The sequence below is a fragment of the Mesorhizobium sp. SP-1A genome (genome assembly GCF_032460275.1).
Lineage (GTDB): Bacteria > Pseudomonadota > Alphaproteobacteria > Rhizobiales > Rhizobiaceae > Mesorhizobium.
On the sequence record NZ_JAVXZD010000001.1, the window covers coordinates 764,527 to 780,321 of the forward strand.

The following is a 15,795-nucleotide window of genomic DNA, read 5'->3' on the forward strand; positions in this document are numbered from 1 at the left end:
GTGTCGAACGCCGGGGAGCTGCCGGAGGCAGCGGGGCCCCGGCCGGGAGCCGGTTTCGCGCTTGCGCGAAAGCCATGATGCCGGTGGCATCATGGCAGGTGTCGAACGCCGGGGAGCTGCCGGAGGCAGCGGGGCCCCGGCCGGGAGCCGGTTTCGCGCTGCAAATTCATCGTGCCGATGAACCTTCCCGAAACAGCGAGACCTCGGCCGGGCGGCTCGTCAGCTCGGCCCGGCTGCTCCGTGACCTGCCTTCACCTTGACGCTGGCGGGCGCCGCCTCTAGGGAGTGGCGCATTCCCGCCGCACCCTCCGAGGCCGCCGTGACCGCCGATATTCCCGCCCATATGCATCCCAGCCGCTCGTTCCAGGGGCTGATCCTGACGCTGCACGACTATTGGGCGAGGCACGGCTGCGTGATCCTGCAACCCTACGACATGGAGGTCGGCGCCGGCACTTTCCACCCCGCCACCACGCTGCGTTCGCTGGGTCCAAGGCCCTGGAACGCGGCCTATGTGCAGCCCTCGCGCCGGCCGAAGGACGGCCGTTACGGCGAAAACCCGAACCGACTCCAGCACTATTATCAGTATCAGGTCATCCTGAAGCCCAATCCGCCGAACCTGCAGGAGCTTTATCTCGGCTCGCTGGCGGCGATCGGCATCGACCCGCTTCTGCACGACATCCGCTTCGTGGAGGACGATTGGGAAAGCCCGACGCTGGGCGCCTGGGGGCTTGGCTGGGAGTGCTGGTGCGACGGCATGGAAGTGTCGCAATTCACCTATTTCCAGCAGGTCTGCGGCATCGAATGCGCGCCGGTGGCCGGCGAACTGACCTACGGGCTCGAGCGGCTGGCCATGTATGTGCAGGGCGTGGACAATGTCTACGACCTCAATTTCAACGGTCGCGAGGGGGCAGAAAAGGTCACCTATGGCGACGTCTTCCTGCAGGCCGAGCAGGAATATTCGCGCCATAATTTCGAATTCGCGGATACCGCGATGCTGCTGAAGCACTTCGAGGACGCCGAGCGCGAATGCAAGGCGCTGCTGGCGGCCGGTGCGCCTGCGTCGGAGGGCCAGCCGCACCGGATGGTGCTTCCGGCCTACGACCAGTGCATCAAGGCAAGCCACGTCTTCAACCTGCTCGACGCGCGCGGCGTGATCTCCGTCACCGAACGCCAGAGCTACATTTTGCGCGTGCGCAACCTCGCCAAGGCCTGCGGCGAGGCGTTCCTTTTGACCGATGCCGGCGGGTTCTCTTACCTCCCCCTCGATGGGGGAGGTCGCCGCGCAGCGGCAGGTGGGGGTGCCTGAAGGGGACGGGATGCCGAAACTCGACAGGTTCCGCATCGCATCGGCTCGCAGATTGCGTGCGACCTTGACCGACGAGGAGCGGATCGTCTGGCATCTTCTGTGGCGCATTCCCGTCGAGGGTACGCATTTCCGCAAGCAGGCTCCGGTAGGCCCCTACTATGCTGATTTCGTCTCCCATAGATTAGGACTGGTTATCGAGATCGATGGTTCCCATCATGCCGAAGGGCACCAGAAGGTTCACGATGAACGTCGCACCCGCTGGTTCGTGGAAAATGGTTATAGGGTCGTCCGCTTCTGGAATCACGAGGTGAGGAAGGAACTGGAATCCGTTCTTGACTCCATCTACGCGGCTGTCGAAGAACGGCGCAGCCTCGTTACCGAAAATCACCCCACCTCGGCGCTGCCGCGCCGACCCTCCCCATCCAGGGGAGGGTAAGGAGCCTTCAATGCCCGATCTGCTTCTCGAATTGCGTTCTGAAGAGATTCCCGCCCGCATGCAGCGCAAGGCGGCCGGCGACCTGAAGAAGCTGCTGACGGACGCGCTGGTGGATGCCGGCCTGATCTACGAGGCCGCGCGCGAATACTGGACGCCGCGCCGCCTGGCGCTCGACATCCGCGGTCTGACCGCGCGCTCGAAGGACGTGCGCGAGGAGATCAAGGGCCCGTCCACCAAGGCGCCGGAACAGGCGATCCAGGGGTTCCTGCGCAAGGCCGGCCTGGCTTCCATGGCCGATGCGCATGTCCATTCCGATCCGAAGAAGGGCGATTTCTACGTCGCCCACATCGTGAAGGAGGGCCGCTCGGCCGAGGAGATCATCGCCGAGGTGATGCCCGGCATCATCCGCTCCTTCCCCTGGCCGAAGTCCATGCGCTGGGGCGCGGCGTCCGGCCCGAAGGGCATCGGCTACGGCGGCGTGGAAGGGCGCGGCGGCGAGGCCCTGCGCTGGGTGCGGCCGCTGCAATCCATCGTCTGCACCTTCGGTCCCGAGACCGGGGAGCCGGTGGTGGTCGATTTCGAGATCGACGGCATACGCTCCGGCAACGTCACCTATGGCCACCGCTTCCACGCGCCGGGGCCGATCAAGGTCAGGCGCTTCGACGATTACGCGGCGGCGCTCGACGCGGCCAAGGTGGTTCTGGACGCCGAACGGCGCAAGCAGAGCATCCTGGCCGACGCGAAGAACCTCGCTTTCGCCAGCGGGCTCGAACTGGTCGAGGACGAGGGCCTGCTGGAGGAGGTGGCGGGGCTGGTCGAATGGCCGGTCGTGCTGATGGGCGAGTTCGAGGAAGACTTCCTGTCGATCCCGCCCGAGGTGATCCGCCTCACCATCCGCGCCAACCAGAAATGCTTCGTCGCGCGTCCGCGCGACGGCGGCGAGGACGAATTGTCCAACCGCTTCGTGCTGGTCTCCAACATCGAGGCGAAGGACGGCGGCGTCGAGATCGCGCGCGGCAACGGCAAGGTCGTGCGCGCGCGCCTGTCGGACGCGCTCTATTTCTGGAAGACCGACCAGCATGACCTGCCCGACCTCGACCAGTTGCGGGACTCGGCGCAGAAGTTCGGCCTGGACCTGAAGAAGCCGCTAGACCAGCGCATGGCACGGCTCGACCACCTCGGCGTGACCTTCCACGCCAGGCTCGGCACGCAGGGGCAGCGCGTGGAGCGCATCCGCCGGCTGGCGCGCGAGATCGCGCCGCTGGTCGGCGCCGATCCCGTGCTTGCCGAGCGCGCGGCGCTGCTGGCCAAGGCCGACCTGCAGACGGAAGTCGTGGGCGAATTCCCCGAACTGCAAGGCCTGATGGGGCGCAAATATGCGGCGCTGCAAGGCGAACATCCTTCGGTCGCGGCAGCCATAGAGGATCACTACAAGCCGCAGGGCCCGTCCGACCGCGTGCCGGCCGATCCGGTTGCCGTTGCCGTGGCGCTGGCCGACAAGCTGGACACGCTGGCCGGCTTTTGGGCCATCGACGAGAAGCCCACCGGCTCCAAGGACCCTTATGCGCTGCGCAGAGCGGCGCTTGGCGTCATCCGCCTCGTGCTGTCGCAGGAATGGACGATCGAGCTTTCGAAACTGTTCGCCATGGCCTTCGCCTGGCACGACGAGGCGCGCATCCAGAAGTTGCTCAGCGAATATGAAACCATGCTGGCCGCGCAGAAGTCCGGCGATGTCGACGGTCAGGAAGACCTCGACAACGCGATTGCCGGTTATGAAAGGCGCATCCGCGAGGAAGCTGCCGAAAAGGCCGGCCTCCTGGGAGCGGACCTGCTCGCCTTCTTCCACGACCGCCTGAAGGTCCATCTGCGCGAACTCGGCGCGCGCTACGACCTCATCGACGCCGTGGTGACGCCGGAGGCGGACAATCTGCTTCTGCTGACGCGGCGGGTCGAGGCCTTGGTGGTGTTCCTCAACACGGAAGACGGCAGCAATCTTCTGGCCGGCACCAGGCGCGCGGCAAACATCCTTGCGGCCGAGGAGAAGAAGGGCACGCGCATCGCGCACGCCGTCGATGCCGGCCTGTTTCGCGAGGAGATCGAGGAAAAGCTGTTCGCGTCGGTGAATCAGGCCGAGAAGGAAGCCGCGCAAGCGATTCGCAACACTGACTTTTCCGCCGCCATGCTCGCTCTTAGCGCGCTGCGCGAGCCGGTTGATTCATTCTTCGAGAAAGTTCTCGTGAATGATGAGGACGAGGCCGTGCGCGCGAACCGGCTGGCGCTGCTGGCCCGCATCCGCGCGGCGACCGGCGAGGTGGCCGACTTCTCCCGGATCGCCGGCTGAGACTGTCGGCGAACGTCAGTAAAGCGGCGTCGGCAGTGCCGGTGCCTTGCCCGCGGCCTGGGTGACGGCGTCCCGAAGCGTCTTCGGTTCCGAGCCGCTCGCTTTCTCGGCCGGCTGGGCGGGCGCTGTGGCCTGGGCGAAGGCGCTGCCGACGATGCCGCCCCGGATGACCATCGGGGAAAATGTCGGACCGCTCCGGCGGGGAATGGCCGCCACCTTTTCGTCGGCCACCTCGGGCGGCGCATCTCCCAATACGATCAGCGACGGAGTGGCGACCGGCGACGGCCGCGCCGCGAGCGGGGCGGAAGTGTTTGCACCGAGCACCACCACGGAGGGCGCCGAAGGAGCCTGCTTGGTTTCCGGTGTGATGATGGAACCGGCCGAGGCGCTGACGGCCGTCAGGCCAAGCCCCAGGATGCCGAACCCCAGGATGCCGAGTGCGACGATACGCATGCCGTGAACCCCGTTTGCCCTGCGTGGCACCATGGCGGCCGGGAATTGAGATCGGCTTGCGAGGATGCGCTGCATTTTAGCCATCGTGCGTTTTTTGTCGCCCTTGCCGCATCGCCGCCACCGTTATAGGCAACCCCTTTTGAGCGAGGTGGCGATCTTGGCCGAAATTCTGCCCGTGGATGAGGCTATGGACAGCGCTCTGGCGCTGCTCGGCGCCGGCGATGTCGTGGCCATCCCGACCGAGACCGTCTACGGCCTTGCCGGCGACGCCACCAACGGCGAGGCCGTCGCGCGCATCTTCGAGGCCAAGGGCAGACCGCGCTTCAATCCGCTGATCGCGCATGTCTGCGACATGGAAATGGCCGAGCGCATCGGCCGCTTCGATCCCCTGTCGCGCAGGCTTGCAGAAGCGTTCTGGCCGGGACCGCTGACGCTGGTGCTGCCGCTGCGCGAGGAGGCCGGCATCCATCCGCTGGTCACGGCCGGGCTTTCCACCATTGCGCTGCGCATGCCGCGCGGCTTCGGCGGCGAACTGATCGCGCGGCTCGGCCGGCCTTTGGCCGCTCCCAGCGCCAATTCGTCCGGACGCATCAGCGCGACGACGGCACAGGCGGTCGCCGCCGATCTCGGCCGGCGCATCAGGCTGGTGGTCGATGGCGGCGCGACGCCCGTCGGCCTGGAATCGACCATCGTGAAGGTCGAGGACGGGGCGTTGCACCTGCTCAGGCCGGGCGGCACGGCCGCCGGCGACATCGAAGCCGTCACCGGGACGGCGTTGGCCAGAGGAGCGACCGGCGTGCAGGCGCCGGGCATGCTCGCTTCCCATTATGCACCGCGCGCTCTCCTGAAATTGAACGTTTTAGTTGTGAATCCCGGCGAGGCCCTACTGGCGTTCGGGCCGCATCGCGTGCAAGGCTGGAAACAGGCTGTGGCGGTGAAGAACCTGTCGGAAACAGGTGACATGCGCGAGGCGGCGGCCAATCTGTTCGCCTACATGCATGAACTGGATCGCAGCGGCGCAACCACCATCGCGGCGGAGCCGGTGCCCGCGCAGGGACTCGGCGAGGCGATCAACGACAGGCTTTCGCGCGCGGCCGCACCGCGTGACGGTCCCGCGTGACCGCATAGGTTTTTCTTATGGACGACGACGCCTTCGAACTCGACTCGGACCTGGTCCAGCGTTTCGTGGCGATCGTCGGCGACCGTCACGCGCTGCGCGCGCAGGACGGCATCGCGCCTTACCTCGCCGAGCCGCGCGGCCTGTGGCATGGCCGCTCCTCGCTGGTGCTGCGGCCGGGCAGCGTGGACGAGGTCAGCCGCATCATGAAGCTGGCCACCGAGACGGCGACGCCCGTCGTGCCGCAGAGCGGCAACACCGGCCTCGTCGGCGCGCAGGTGCCGGACGCCTCTGGGCGCGAGATCATCCTGTCCCTGTCGCGGCTGAACCGCATCCGCGAGATCGACACGCTCTCCAACACGGCGACCGTGGAGGCCGGCGTCATCCTGCAGACCTTGCAGGAAGCGGCGGACGCCGCCGGGCGGCTGTTTCCGCTGTCGCTGGCTTCCCAGGGCTCGTGCCAGATCGGCGGCAACCTTTCCTCCAATGCGGGCGGCACCGGTGTCCTGGCCTATGGCAATGCGCGGGAACTATGCCTCGGCGTTGAGGTTGTGCTGCCGACGGGCGAGGTGTTCGACGATTTGCGCAAATTGAAGAAGGACAATACCGGCTACGACCTGAAGGACCTGTTCGTCGGGGCCGAGGGCACGCTGGGCGTCATCACGGCCGCGGTGCTGAAGCTGTTTCCGAAGCCCAAGGGCAGGGAAGTGGCCTTTGCCGGGTTCCGGTCGCCGGAAGCCGCCCTGGCGCTGCTGTCGCTGGCGCTGGACCGCGCCGGGCCGGACGTGACCGCGTTCGAGCTGATTGGCCGGCGTCCCTATGATTTCACGCTGCGCCACGCGGCGGGCGTGGTGCGGCCGCTGCAGGCCGATTGGCCCTGGTATGCGCTGATCGAAATCTCGTCCGGCCGCTCGGCGGGGGACGCGCGCGCGCAGATCGAGGAGATCCTGGCTGCGGGGCTGGAAGCGGGGACGGTGGAAGACGCCGTCGTCGCCGCGAGCCTGTCGCAGGCGCAGGCGTTCTGGAATTTTCGCGAAATGCTGCCGGAGGCGCAGAAGCCCGAAGGCGCCTCCATTAAGCACGACATCTCCGTGCCGGTGGCCGATATCCCGGCCTTCATCGAACAGGCGGCGCGTGCGGTGGAGCGCGTCAGTCCCGGTGCCCGGCCTGTCTGCTTCGGCCATGCGGGCGACGGCAACCTGCACTACAACGTCTCCCGGCCGGAGGGTGGCGACGATGCGGAGTTCCTGGCCCTCTACCATGCGATGAACAAAGCCGTGCACGATGTGGTGCGGTCGTTCAACGGCTCGATCTCGGCCGAGCATGGGATAGGACAGCTCAAACGCGACGAGTTGATCGCCACGGCGCCGCCCATGGCAGTCGATCTGATGCGTCGGGTGAAGGCGGCTTTCGACCCGGCCAATATCATGAACCCCGGTAAGGTTATCTGACCGTTGCTGGAATCGATACGTGGTCAAGCTCCGATAACCATCTGCGGGATCAGCAAAATTTAACTGACTTTCTTAAGCCCGGCGGTAGGGAGGCGGCGCTACCTTCTCCCCATACGAGGCCGGGAAAACTGGCCCGGGGAGACCGGAAGACCGGCTCTCAGGAGAGACAGGAAGGCTCTGCATGAATACCGGACTGATGCCAGTCTGGGCCGGCCGCGCTATGCGGCTCGACCCTTTTCGCCTGCCGCAGGTGGTGAGCTACGCCACGCGCGACGACTATGGCGACGTCACTTTCACCATCGACCAGCGCGGCGCGGTGATCCGCCGTACGCTGGAAATGAGCGGCGTTCCCGCCATCGTCGCCTTGCCGGCGCAGGCGTTCCGCGGCGTCGCGGCGCGCGCCCTCGAAGACGAGGACGGCAGCGTCACCGTGACGCTGGAACTGCTCCACAACGACCCGATGCTGTCGGTGCCTCTGCTGGTGGCGGACGATCTCGACGACATCGCCGCCGACTGGCGCGCCTGGGCCGAGGCCTATCGCCTGCCCATGCTGCTGATCGAGGCGGACGGCGTCGCCCGGAGCCTGGAGGAAACGCTGGGTGGCGGGGTCAAGACCTCGCCGCCGCAGGAACGGCGCAAGGGCCGCATCTCGACCCGGCGCAGGCCACGCTTTCTGGCGCGGCGGCGGCCCGGGGATCTGGGCCTCAGGCTGGTGATCGACGGCGAGGAGATCATCGCGCGGGCGTAAGGCAATTCCGGGAAAAGTGTGGACGGGTTCCGTCGAACCGGCTCGTGGCGATCCAAAAGATCGCTGCGAGCCCAGGCTTGCGCTTCAGACCAGCGGTTTCAGTGACACCCACAACGCTCCGCCGATCAAGCCGAGGAAGATCAGCCAGCCCACCTGGTTGTTCGACTTGAACAGTCGCAGGCACTGGTCGGGATCGTCGATGTCCAGTCGGATGATCTGGCGCGCCATATGCGCGCCGGCGGCGATCAGGCCCGCCAGCGCCACCACCGGTGCCTGCGCCGCGGCGAACGCGACGGCGAAGCACATCAGCGCGCCGCCATAGAGCACCGCCAGCCACGTCTTCGTGGCCTCGCCGAACAGGCGCGCGGTGGAACGCACGCCGACGATGGCGTCGTCCTCCTTGTCCTGATGGGCATAGATGGTGTCGTAGCCGATCACCCACAGGATCGAGCCGATATAGAGCAGGATCGCCGGCCCATCGACGTCGCCGAACTCGGCCGCCCAGCCCATCAGCGCGCCCCAGGAAAAGGCAAGGCCGAGAAAGAGCTGCGGCCAGTTGGTGATTCGCTTCATGAACGGATAGGCGGCCACGATCGCCAGCGAGCAGAGGCCGAGCGGAATGGCGAAGCCGTTGAACTGCAGCAGCACGGCAAGCCCGACCAGCGCCTGCAGGAAAAGGAAGAGCCATGCCTGCTTTCGCGAAATCTGCCCGGAGGGCAGCGGCCGCGAACGCGTGCGCTCGACCTGGCTGTCGATGTTCTCGTCCACCAGGTCGTTGTAGGTGCAGCCGGCGCCGCGCATGGCGATGGCGCCGATCAGGAACAGCACCAGCGTCCAGGGCGTCGGCAAAAGCGAGGCGAGCGAATCGTCCGGCCGCGCATAGGCGCTGGCGGCGAGCGCGGCCGACCACCAGCAGGGCCATAGCAACAATTGCCAGCCGATCGGCCTGTCCCACCGCGCAAGCTGCGCGTAAGGCCACAGGCTGCGCGGCAGAAGGCGATAGGCCCAATGGCCGCTGGGCGCGTCCGCGACCCGACCCTGGGATACTTTCGACTGAATGGTTTCCATCGCGGTTGGGTGCCAGCGCCGGAGCTTTCCGTCAAGCATTCTTGCTGCACGGAAGGGATGGCTATGTGACGCTCACGCAACCGTGCGCCGATAGGCCAGGCACCGGTGATGCCCAAGTGCTGGAAGTTGCCGCCCGCCGGTTCCGCTATGGCCGGTGAGTCCCGGATTGGCCGCCCGGGCTTCGCCGGGCCGGCCACGTAAAAGCTTGACCTCGGGCGTCCTGCCAAATAGCGGGAGGGCATCGAACCGTCAGCCCAGGGTGATCCAGTGAACGTTCTTCTCATCGGCTCCGGCGGCCGCGAACATGCGCTTGCCTGGAAGATGGCGGCTTCGCCGATGCTCACCCAGCTCTACGCCGCGCCGGGCAATCCTGGCGTCGCCGCCTATGCGGCGCTGGTCAAGCTGGACGTCGCCGACCATGCCGCCGTGGCCGCCTTCTGCCGCGAAAAGAGGATCGACCTCGTCGTGGTCGGGCCCGAGGCGCCGCTGGTGGCAGGCATCGCCGACGATTTGCGCGCCGAGGGCATCCGCGTTTTCGGGCCGTCGAAAGCGGCGGCGCGGCTCGAGGGGTCGAAAAGCTTCACCAAGGAACTTTGCGACAGATACGGTATCCCGACCGCCGCCTATGGCCGTTTCGACAATCTGGAGGCGGCCCGCGCCTATGTGAAGGAAAAAGGCGCGCCGATCGTCATCAAGGCCGACGGGCTGGCCGCCGGCAAGGGCGTCACGGTCGCCATAACGGAGAAGGAGGCGCTGGCCGCGCTCGAAGCCTGCTTCGACGGCTCCTTCGGCGCCGCCGGGGCCGAGGTGGTGATCGAGGAATTCCTGACCGGCGAGGAGGCGAGCTTCTTCTGCCTGTGCGACGGCCGAACCGCGCTGCCCTTCGGCACCGCGCAGGACCACAAGCGCGTGGCCGACGGCGACACCGGCCCCAATACGGGCGGCATGGGCGCCTATTCGCCGGCTCCGGTGATGACGCCCGAAATGATCGAGCGCACCATGCGCGAGATCATAGAGCCGACCATGCGCGGCATGGCCGAGATGGGCGCGCCGTATTCGGGCATATTGTTCGCCGGCCTCATGATCACCGACCAGGGGCCGAAGCTGATCGAATACAATGTCCGTTTCGGCGATCCGGAATGCCAGGTGCTGATGATGCGGCTGAAGGACGACCTGCTCGTCCTCCTGAACGCCGCCACGGACGGGCAGCTCGCGCATATGTCGGTGCGCTGGCGCGACGAGGCGGCTTTGACCGTCGTGATGGCGGCCCGCGGCTATCCCGCCGCTCCGGAGAAGGGCTCGGTCATCGAAGGCGTGGACGTTGCCGCGGCGCTCGAAGACGTCGAGATCTTCCACGCCGGCACCGCCATCAACGCCGGGGCGCTGGTGGCGAATGGCGGCAGGGTGCTGAACGTGACCGCCATCGGCAAGACCGTCGCCGAGGCACAGAAGCGGGCCTACGAGGCCGTGGACCTGATCGACTGGCCGCAGGGCTTCTGCCGGCGCGACATCGGCTGGCGGGCCGTGGAGCGGGAGGAACAGGCTTGAAGGTCGTCATCTATCACAATCCTGCCTGCGGCACGTCGCGCAACACGCTTGCCATGATCCGCGCCTCGGGCGAGGAGCCGCAGATCATCGAATATCTGAAAACGCCGCCGTCGCGCGAAAGGCTCGTGGAACTCATTGCCCTGCTCGGCATCACGCCGCGCGAGCTGCTGCGCGAGAAGGGCACGCCCTATCAGGAACTCGGCCTGGGCGATCCGAAATGGAGCGGAGACGAGCTGATCGATTTCATGATCGCCCACCCGATCCTGATCAATCGCCCGATCGTCCTGACCGGGAAAGGGGCGGTACTTGCCCGTCCTTCCGAAAAGGTGCTGGAGATGCTGGAAAACCCCGACATCGGCGATTTCGTCAAGGAGGACGGCGAGATCGTGCCCGCTCGAAAGGACGGCTGATCAGCGAGGCCGGTGCGCGCCTGCCGAAATCGAGCCGGTAACCACCGGATCGACGGCTGCCGCTTCCGAAACCAGCGCTTCACCGCTTCGGGTGCGCAAGGCCGCGACATAGTCGGCGATGCCGAGGCCGCGCGCGACGGGCGGCGGCAGCCTGAACCCCTCTGCGAACCGGCGCCAATGAGTGCCGACGGCCGCAACCAGTTCCTCCAGCGTTGGCGGCGCGGCGACCGCGGCATAGGTCACGGCGAAGTCTCCCTTCAGCGCCGCCTCGCGCGAGACCGGAACCGGAACGCTGGCCAGATAGTCCGGCGGCACGTCGATCAGCCCGCCGAAGGGCCATGCGCCGCGCAGGTCGTCGGCTGCCATCGGCGCGACGTTGACGTCGATGTCGCCCGGCGTGCCGGGCGCGCGGTAGGGGCAGTGCACCGATCCGCAATTGGCCTGCGCGGAGAACTGCCATAGGGCATAGCCGTGCCAGTTGCCCTTGGGGAAATGCAGGCCGATCTCGGGCTTATAGCGGGCGTACCAGAGCGGCAGCCGCGACAGCAGTCGGTAGCGGTCGCGGTTCTCGGCAATGTGGCGCGCGGTCGTCTCGTTGGTGTAGAGGAGGGGGAAACGCCCCGCGCGCCGGTGCACCTGCCGCACGAATTCCTCGGCGTCCTCCAGCGACATCCATTTCGACGGGTCGTTGTCCTCGATGTCGAGCGCGAGCAGATCGTCCGGCGCGGGGTCGGCGAAATCGATGAAATTGTCTGCCTGCGCGACCGGATTTCCCGGCCTTGCGAGGTGGTAGGCGCCCCATTTCAGGCCGAGCGTCTTGGCGAGCGTCCGGCGGGTCTGGAACAGCTCCCGCGCCACCGCGTGCCGCTTCCACAGCGCCTTGCACAGCCTGATTTCCGTTTCGCCGCCGGTGCAGGAATAGGGCGGCGCCAGACCGTCCGACGCCTTGTTGATGAAGCCGACGACGCGCTTGTCGGAGACGAGCGCCGGCCAGTCGATGGAATTGTATTCATAGGCGTCGATTACCAGCGCGCGGTCGGGATTCTTCCACGGTTCGGAGAACTCGGAAGCCGTCGCGTCTGCCGGAGCCGCCGCCAGAAGGGCGAAGGCGGCCAACACCGCGCGCAGCCTATATCGCGCTTTCAGGTTCAAGCCCGGTTCCTCGCTGGCCCACCCTGATGACCGGCTTCGATCCTGAACCGACATGGTTAACGAATTGCCACGCATGGGGACTTGGCGGCGTGCCGGCCGGCCGGCGGCGCGTTCTCGATCTCGCCCTGATCCTCTTCGGCCCGGTAAGGCAGGCCGCATTCGACGCGGCAATAATGTCGGGGGAGTTGCCGGTTTCCTGTGCTTCCAAGGTCGTCCGATGCCCACAGGCGACGGCGCAAAAACCGCGTGACAAAATTTGACGTTTACGTAAAAGGTTAGGTGATCCGAATGACGACTGGCCCTGCGTCTTGCAAGGCGCGATAGTGGTGCGGATCGCCATTTCGCCACGCCCGAAGGAGGAACGCGGCATGTACAAGGCCCCCGTCGAGGACATCGCCTTCACGCTCACGCATGTCGCAGGTCTCGGGGATGCCCTTCGCACGGGGCGGTTCGGCGATCTGGGCGAAGATCTGGTGGATGCCATCCTCCAGGAGGCCGGCCGCTTCGCCGCCGAGGAGGTCGCGCCGCTCTACAAGATCGGCGACGAGACCGGCGCCGTGCTGAAGGACGCGGCCGTGACCATGCCGCCCGGCTGGAAGGACCTCTACAGGCGCTGGACCGAAGGCGGCTGGAACGCGCTGACGGGGCCGCGCGAATATGGCGGGCAAGGCCTGCCCATGATGCTTTCCGTCGCCGTGCTGGAGATGTGGAATTCCGCTTCCATGGCCTTCGGCCTCGGCCCGACGCTGACCATGGGCGCGGTCGAGGCGCTGGACAAACACGCCTCGGAGGATCTGAAGCGCACCTATCTGGAAAAGCTGGTGTCGGGCGAATGGATGGGCACCATGAACCTGACCGAGCCGCAGGCAGGCTCGGACCTCGCCGCCTTGCGCACCCGCGCCGAGCGTGCCGGCGACGGCACCTACCGCATCTTCGGCCAGAAGATCTTCATCACCTACGGCGAGCACGATTTGACCGGCAACATCGTGCATCTGGTGCTGGCGCGCCTGCCCGACGCGCCGGCCGGCACACGCGGCATCTCACTGTTTCTCGTCCCGAAATTCCTGGTCGCCGAAGACGGCTCGCTTGGCCGCCGCAACGACGTGTTTTGTTCGGGCATCGAGCATAAGCTCGGCATCCACGCCTCGCCCACCTGCACCATGATCTATGGCGACGGCTTCGAGGGTGCGGAACCCGGCGCGGTCGGCTGGCTGGTCGGCGAGGAGAACCGGGGCCTCGCCTGCATGTTCACCATGATGAACAATGCGCGCCTTGCCGTCGGCATGCAGGGCGTGGCGGTTGCGCAAGCCGCTTTCCAGAAGGCGCTGGCCCATGCCAACGAGCGCCGGCAGGGCAAGTCGGCTGACTATGACGGGGCCGGCATGGCGCCGATCGCCTATCATCCCGACGTGCAGCGCAACCTTTTGACCATGACGGCGCTGACCCAGGCGGCGCGTTCGATCGCCTATTCCTGCGCCCATGCCATCGACATGGCCCGCGTTTGCGAAGGCGAGGAGGCGCGCCACTGGCAGGACCGCGCCAACCTGCTCACCCCGCTCGCCAAGGCGTTCTCGACCGATGTCGGGGTAGACGTCGCGTCCTTGGGCGTGCAGGTGCACGGTGGCATGGGCTTCATCGAGGAGACCGGCGCGGCCGCCTTCTATCGCGACGCCCGCATCGCCCCGATCTACGAGGGCACCAACGGCATTCAGGCCATCGATCTCGTCACCCGCAAGCTGCCGCTCGGCGAGGGCGAGCATGTGCACGGCTATATCGATGAACTGGTCGCGGTCGCGGCGGCCGCCCGCGCCTCCAACATGGGCGACCTGGGCGACACCGCCGATCTGCTCGAACGGGCGCTGGACGACCTGTCGGAAACGACGCGTTTCCTGCAGGACAGTCTTGCGGAAGGCGACACCGCGACGGCGCTTGCCGGCGCCACGCCCTATCTCAGGATGATCTCGCTTTGCGCCGGCGGCGCCTATCTGGCGCGAGGGGCGCTGGCCGATCCGTCCGGCAACCGCGCCGCTCTCTGTCGCTTCTTCGCCGAAAACCTGCTCGGCGAGGCCGCCGCCTTGAAGGAGCGCGTCATCGGCGGCGCCGGCAGCCTGCTGGCCGCCGGCCGGATGCTGATCGACCGCTGATCTCCGGACCACTTGCAAGGGAACCCTCGTGACCGATCACATCCTTATCGAGCGCCGGGACGCGGTGCAGATCATCCGCATGAACCGGCCGCAGAAGAAGAATGCGCTGACGCGCGCCATGTATGCGAAAATGTCGGCGGCGCTCGCCGAAGGCGATGCCGATCCTTCCGTGCGCGTGCACGTCTTCCTCGGCGTGCCGGGCGCCTTCTCGGCCGGCAACGATCTGGCCGACTTCCTCGCAGTCGCCACCGGCGGCGAGGGCGGGTCGGAGGTCTGGGAGTTCCTGCTTGCTCTGGCGAAGGCGCAGAAGCCGATGGTCTCGGGCGTCGACGGCATCGCGGTCGGCATCGGCACCACGCTCAACCTGCATTGCGACCTGACCTTCGCCACGCCGCGCACGGTCTTCCGCACGCCCTTCGTCGATCTCGGACTGGTGCCCGAGGCCGGTTCGAGCCTGCTGGCGCCGCGCGCGCTCGGCCAGCAGCGGGCTTTCGCGCTGCTGGCGCTGGGCGAGGACCTGCCGGCGGACGAAGCCAAGGCGGCGGGCCTGATCCACGAACTGGTCGAGGAAGGCGTGCTCGAGGAAGCGGCGTTCGCCGCCGCGGCGCGGATCGCCGCCAAGCCGCCGGAAGCGCTGCGCATCGCCCGCGACCTGCTGCGCAGCCCGCGCGAGCCGCTGCTGGCGCGCATCGAGGAGGAGACGCGCCTTTTCCGCGAGCGGCTGAAATCCGACGAGGCGCGCGCCGCGCTCGTGGCGTTCATGGAGCGGAAGAAGGGATAGCGCCTTACCCTCTCCCTTGCGGGAAGGGTCGGCCGGCTTGCCGGCCGGGTGGGAGTAAAAGATCCTGGCAAAGCGGAACTGGTGTCGGGCGCGTCATACCCCCGCCCCGCCTCGCAATCTCCGCCGGGCTTCGATTGCTCATCGACCCTCCCCACAAGGGGGAGGGTAAAGGCGGCGGCTCACGGATAAAGCCGTGTCTTGTCCCATCCGCCGTCCGGCCGGCGCGAAAACACGATGCGGTCGTGCAGGCGGAACGGCCGGTCGTGCCAGAACTCGATCGTGGACGGCACGATGCGGAAGCCCGACCAGTGCTTCGGGCGCGGAATGTCGCCGATGGCGTGGCGGGCCGTGTATTCGGCCACCGCCTTTTCCAGCGCGAAGCGGCTTTCCAGCGGCCGCGACTGCTTGGAGGCCCAGGCGCCGATGCGGCTGCCGCGCGGGCGGCTGGCGTAATAGGCGTCGGCCTCTGCGTCGCTGACGATCTCGACCGGCCCGCGCACCCGCACCTGCCGCCGCAGCGACTTCCAGTGGAAGCACAGGGCCGCCTTCATGCTGCCCAGGATCTCGCGGCCCTTGGCGCTCTCGAAATTGGTGTAGAAGACGAAGCCGTGTTCGTCGAACCCCTTCAGGAGCACCATGCGCACGTCCGGCAGGCCGTCGGCGTCCACCGTGGCCAGCGCGACCGCGTTTGGGTCGTTGGGCTCACTTTTGGAAGCGTCTTCAAGCCATTGCTTAAAAAGCAGAAAAGGCTCGGCCGCCTCGGTAAAGTCACTGCTTGTTAACCCGGTTTCGCTCATAGTTTGTTAATTCCGTCGCTGGCTTGGGAGATTTGCCGGTTGC

The 15,795-nt window shown here is 66.9% G+C and carries 15 protein-coding genes; 11 read left to right on the forward strand and 4 right to left on the reverse strand.

Features of this window, described 5'->3' with window-relative positions:
• Positions 1-319: 319 nt before the first annotated feature.
• The 3 genes from QU595_RS03675 to glyS are packed head-to-tail and all read left to right on the forward strand — an operon-like array spanning position 320 to position 4,083.
• Positions 320-1,306 (forward strand): glycine--tRNA ligase subunit alpha, encoded by a 987-nt coding sequence (locus QU595_RS03675; protein ID WP_315919240.1) that lies wholly within the window; start codon positions 320-322, stop codon positions 1,304-1,306.
• Positions 1,307-1,316: 10 nt separating this feature from the next.
• On the forward strand, positions 1,317-1,742 hold the full coding sequence (locus QU595_RS03680; RefSeq protein WP_315919241.1) for an endonuclease domain-containing protein: 426 nt from the start codon (positions 1,317-1,319) through the stop codon (positions 1,740-1,742).
• Between the two features lie 10 nt (positions 1,743-1,752).
• The gene (gene glyS, locus QU595_RS03685; RefSeq protein WP_315919243.1) at positions 1,753-4,083 is read left to right on the forward strand and encodes a glycine--tRNA ligase subunit beta; all 2,331 of its coding nucleotides are present in this window, start codon (positions 1,753-1,755) and stop codon (positions 4,081-4,083) included.
• A gap of 15 nt (positions 4,084-4,098) precedes the next feature.
• Here the strand turns inward: glyS and QU595_RS03690 are convergent, their stop codons facing one another.
• Positions 4,099-4,536 carry a hypothetical protein gene (locus tag QU595_RS03690; protein WP_315919244.1) on the reverse strand — a complete coding sequence of 146 codons (438 nt, stop codon included), beginning with the start codon at positions 4,534-4,536 and terminating at the stop codon, positions 4,099-4,101.
• A 157-nt stretch (positions 4,537-4,693) separates the two neighbouring features.
• On the opposite strand from QU595_RS03690, the gene QU595_RS03695 reads away from it, so the two are divergent.
• From QU595_RS03695 to QU595_RS03705, 3 genes are all read left to right on the forward strand, one after another.
• The gene (locus QU595_RS03695; RefSeq protein WP_315919246.1) at positions 4,694-5,656 is read left to right on the forward strand and encodes an L-threonylcarbamoyladenylate synthase; all 963 of its coding nucleotides are present in this window, start codon (positions 4,694-4,696) and stop codon (positions 5,654-5,656) included.
• A 17-nt stretch (positions 5,657-5,673) separates the two neighbouring features.
• A complete protein-coding gene (locus tag QU595_RS03700; RefSeq protein ID WP_315919248.1) occupies positions 5,674-7,104 on the forward strand; it encodes an FAD-binding oxidoreductase in 1,431 nt (476 codons plus the stop codon).
• Positions 7,105-7,285: 181 nt separating this feature from the next.
• Positions 7,286-7,852 carry a DUF6101 family protein gene (locus QU595_RS03705; protein ID WP_315919249.1) on the forward strand — a complete coding sequence of 189 codons (567 nt, stop codon included), beginning with the start codon at positions 7,286-7,288 and terminating at the stop codon, positions 7,850-7,852.
• 84 nt (positions 7,853-7,936) lie between these two features.
• Here QU595_RS03705 and ubiA read toward each other — a convergent pair whose 3' ends face one another.
• Complete coding sequence (ubiA, locus tag QU595_RS03710; RefSeq protein WP_315920680.1) at positions 7,937-8,920, reverse strand: 4-hydroxybenzoate octaprenyltransferase; 984 nt, start codon at positions 8,918-8,920, stop codon at positions 7,937-7,939.
• A 267-nt stretch (positions 8,921-9,187) separates the two neighbouring features.
• Here ubiA and purD point away from each other — a divergent pair, with 267 nt between their 5' ends.
• Together purD and arsC are read left to right on the forward strand one after the other, a co-directional pair.
• Complete coding sequence (purD, locus tag QU595_RS03715) at positions 9,188-10,468, forward strand: phosphoribosylamine--glycine ligase (RefSeq protein ID WP_315919252.1); 1,281 nt, start codon at positions 9,188-9,190, stop codon at positions 10,466-10,468.
• Positions 10,465-10,878 carry an arsenate reductase (glutaredoxin) gene (gene arsC / locus QU595_RS03720; protein ID WP_315919253.1) on the forward strand — a complete coding sequence of 138 codons (414 nt, stop codon included), beginning with the start codon at positions 10,465-10,467 and terminating at the stop codon, positions 10,876-10,878. Before purD ends, arsC begins: the two co-directional genes overlap by 4 nt.
• On the opposite strand, the gene QU595_RS03725 is transcribed toward arsC, so the two are convergent.
• Positions 10,879-12,030, reverse strand: coding sequence for a glycoside hydrolase family 25 protein (locus tag QU595_RS03725; RefSeq protein WP_410000471.1), 1,152 nt, complete (start codon positions 12,028-12,030; stop codon positions 10,879-10,881).
• A gap of 26 nt (positions 12,031-12,056) precedes the next feature.
• Between QU595_RS03725 and QU595_RS03730 the strand changes: the two genes are divergently transcribed.
• From QU595_RS03730 to QU595_RS03740, 3 genes are all read left to right on the forward strand, one after another.
• Positions 12,057-12,290: a hypothetical protein gene (locus tag QU595_RS03730; RefSeq protein ID WP_315919254.1), complete on the forward strand. Its 234-nt coding sequence runs from the start codon at positions 12,057-12,059 to the stop codon at positions 12,288-12,290.
• Between the two features lie 108 nt (positions 12,291-12,398).
• Positions 12,399-14,174, forward strand: a complete 1,776-nt coding sequence (locus QU595_RS03735) for an acyl-CoA dehydrogenase (RefSeq protein WP_315919256.1) — start codon at positions 12,399-12,401, stop codon at positions 14,172-14,174.
• Between the two features lie 28 nt (positions 14,175-14,202).
• The gene (locus QU595_RS03740) at positions 14,203-14,955 is read left to right on the forward strand and encodes a crotonase/enoyl-CoA hydratase family protein (RefSeq protein WP_315919258.1); all 753 of its coding nucleotides are present in this window, start codon (positions 14,203-14,205) and stop codon (positions 14,953-14,955) included.
• A gap of 179 nt (positions 14,956-15,134) precedes the next feature.
• Here the strand turns inward: QU595_RS03740 and pdxH are convergent, their stop codons facing one another.
• Positions 15,135-15,752: a pyridoxamine 5'-phosphate oxidase gene (pdxH, locus tag QU595_RS03745; RefSeq protein ID WP_315919259.1), complete on the reverse strand. Its 618-nt coding sequence runs from the start codon at positions 15,750-15,752 to the stop codon at positions 15,135-15,137.
• Between the last annotated feature and the right edge of the window lie 43 nt (positions 15,753-15,795).

Bases quoted from the DNA above. Each gene is read 5' to 3' on its own strand.
- QU595_RS03680 (WP_315919241.1), top strand. From the start codon at position 1,317: ATGCCGAAACTCGACAGGTTCCGCATCGCATCGGCTCGCAGATTGCGT.
- glyS (WP_315919243.1), top strand. From the start codon at position 1,753: ATGCCCGATCTGCTTCTCGAATTGCGTTCTGAAGAGATTCCCGCCCGC.
- QU595_RS03690 (WP_315919244.1), bottom strand. From the start codon at position 4,536: ATGCGTATCGTCGCACTCGGCATCCTGGGGTTCGGCATCCTGGGGCTT.
- QU595_RS03700 (WP_315919248.1), top strand. From the start codon at position 5,674: ATGGACGACGACGCCTTCGAACTCGACTCGGACCTGGTCCAGCGTTTC.
- QU595_RS03705 (WP_315919249.1), top strand. From the start codon at position 7,286: ATGAATACCGGACTGATGCCAGTCTGGGCCGGCCGCGCTATGCGGCTC.
- ubiA (WP_315920680.1), bottom strand. From the start codon at position 8,920: ATGGAAACCATTCAGTCGAAAGTATCCCAGGGTCGGGTCGCGGACGCG.
- QU595_RS03730 (WP_315919254.1), top strand. From the start codon at position 12,057: ATGACCGGCTTCGATCCTGAACCGACATGGTTAACGAATTGCCACGCA.
- QU595_RS03735 (WP_315919256.1), top strand. From the start codon at position 12,399: ATGTACAAGGCCCCCGTCGAGGACATCGCCTTCACGCTCACGCATGTC.
- pdxH (WP_315919259.1), bottom strand. From the start codon at position 15,752: ATGAGCGAAACCGGGTTAACAAGCAGTGACTTTACCGAGGCGGCCGAG.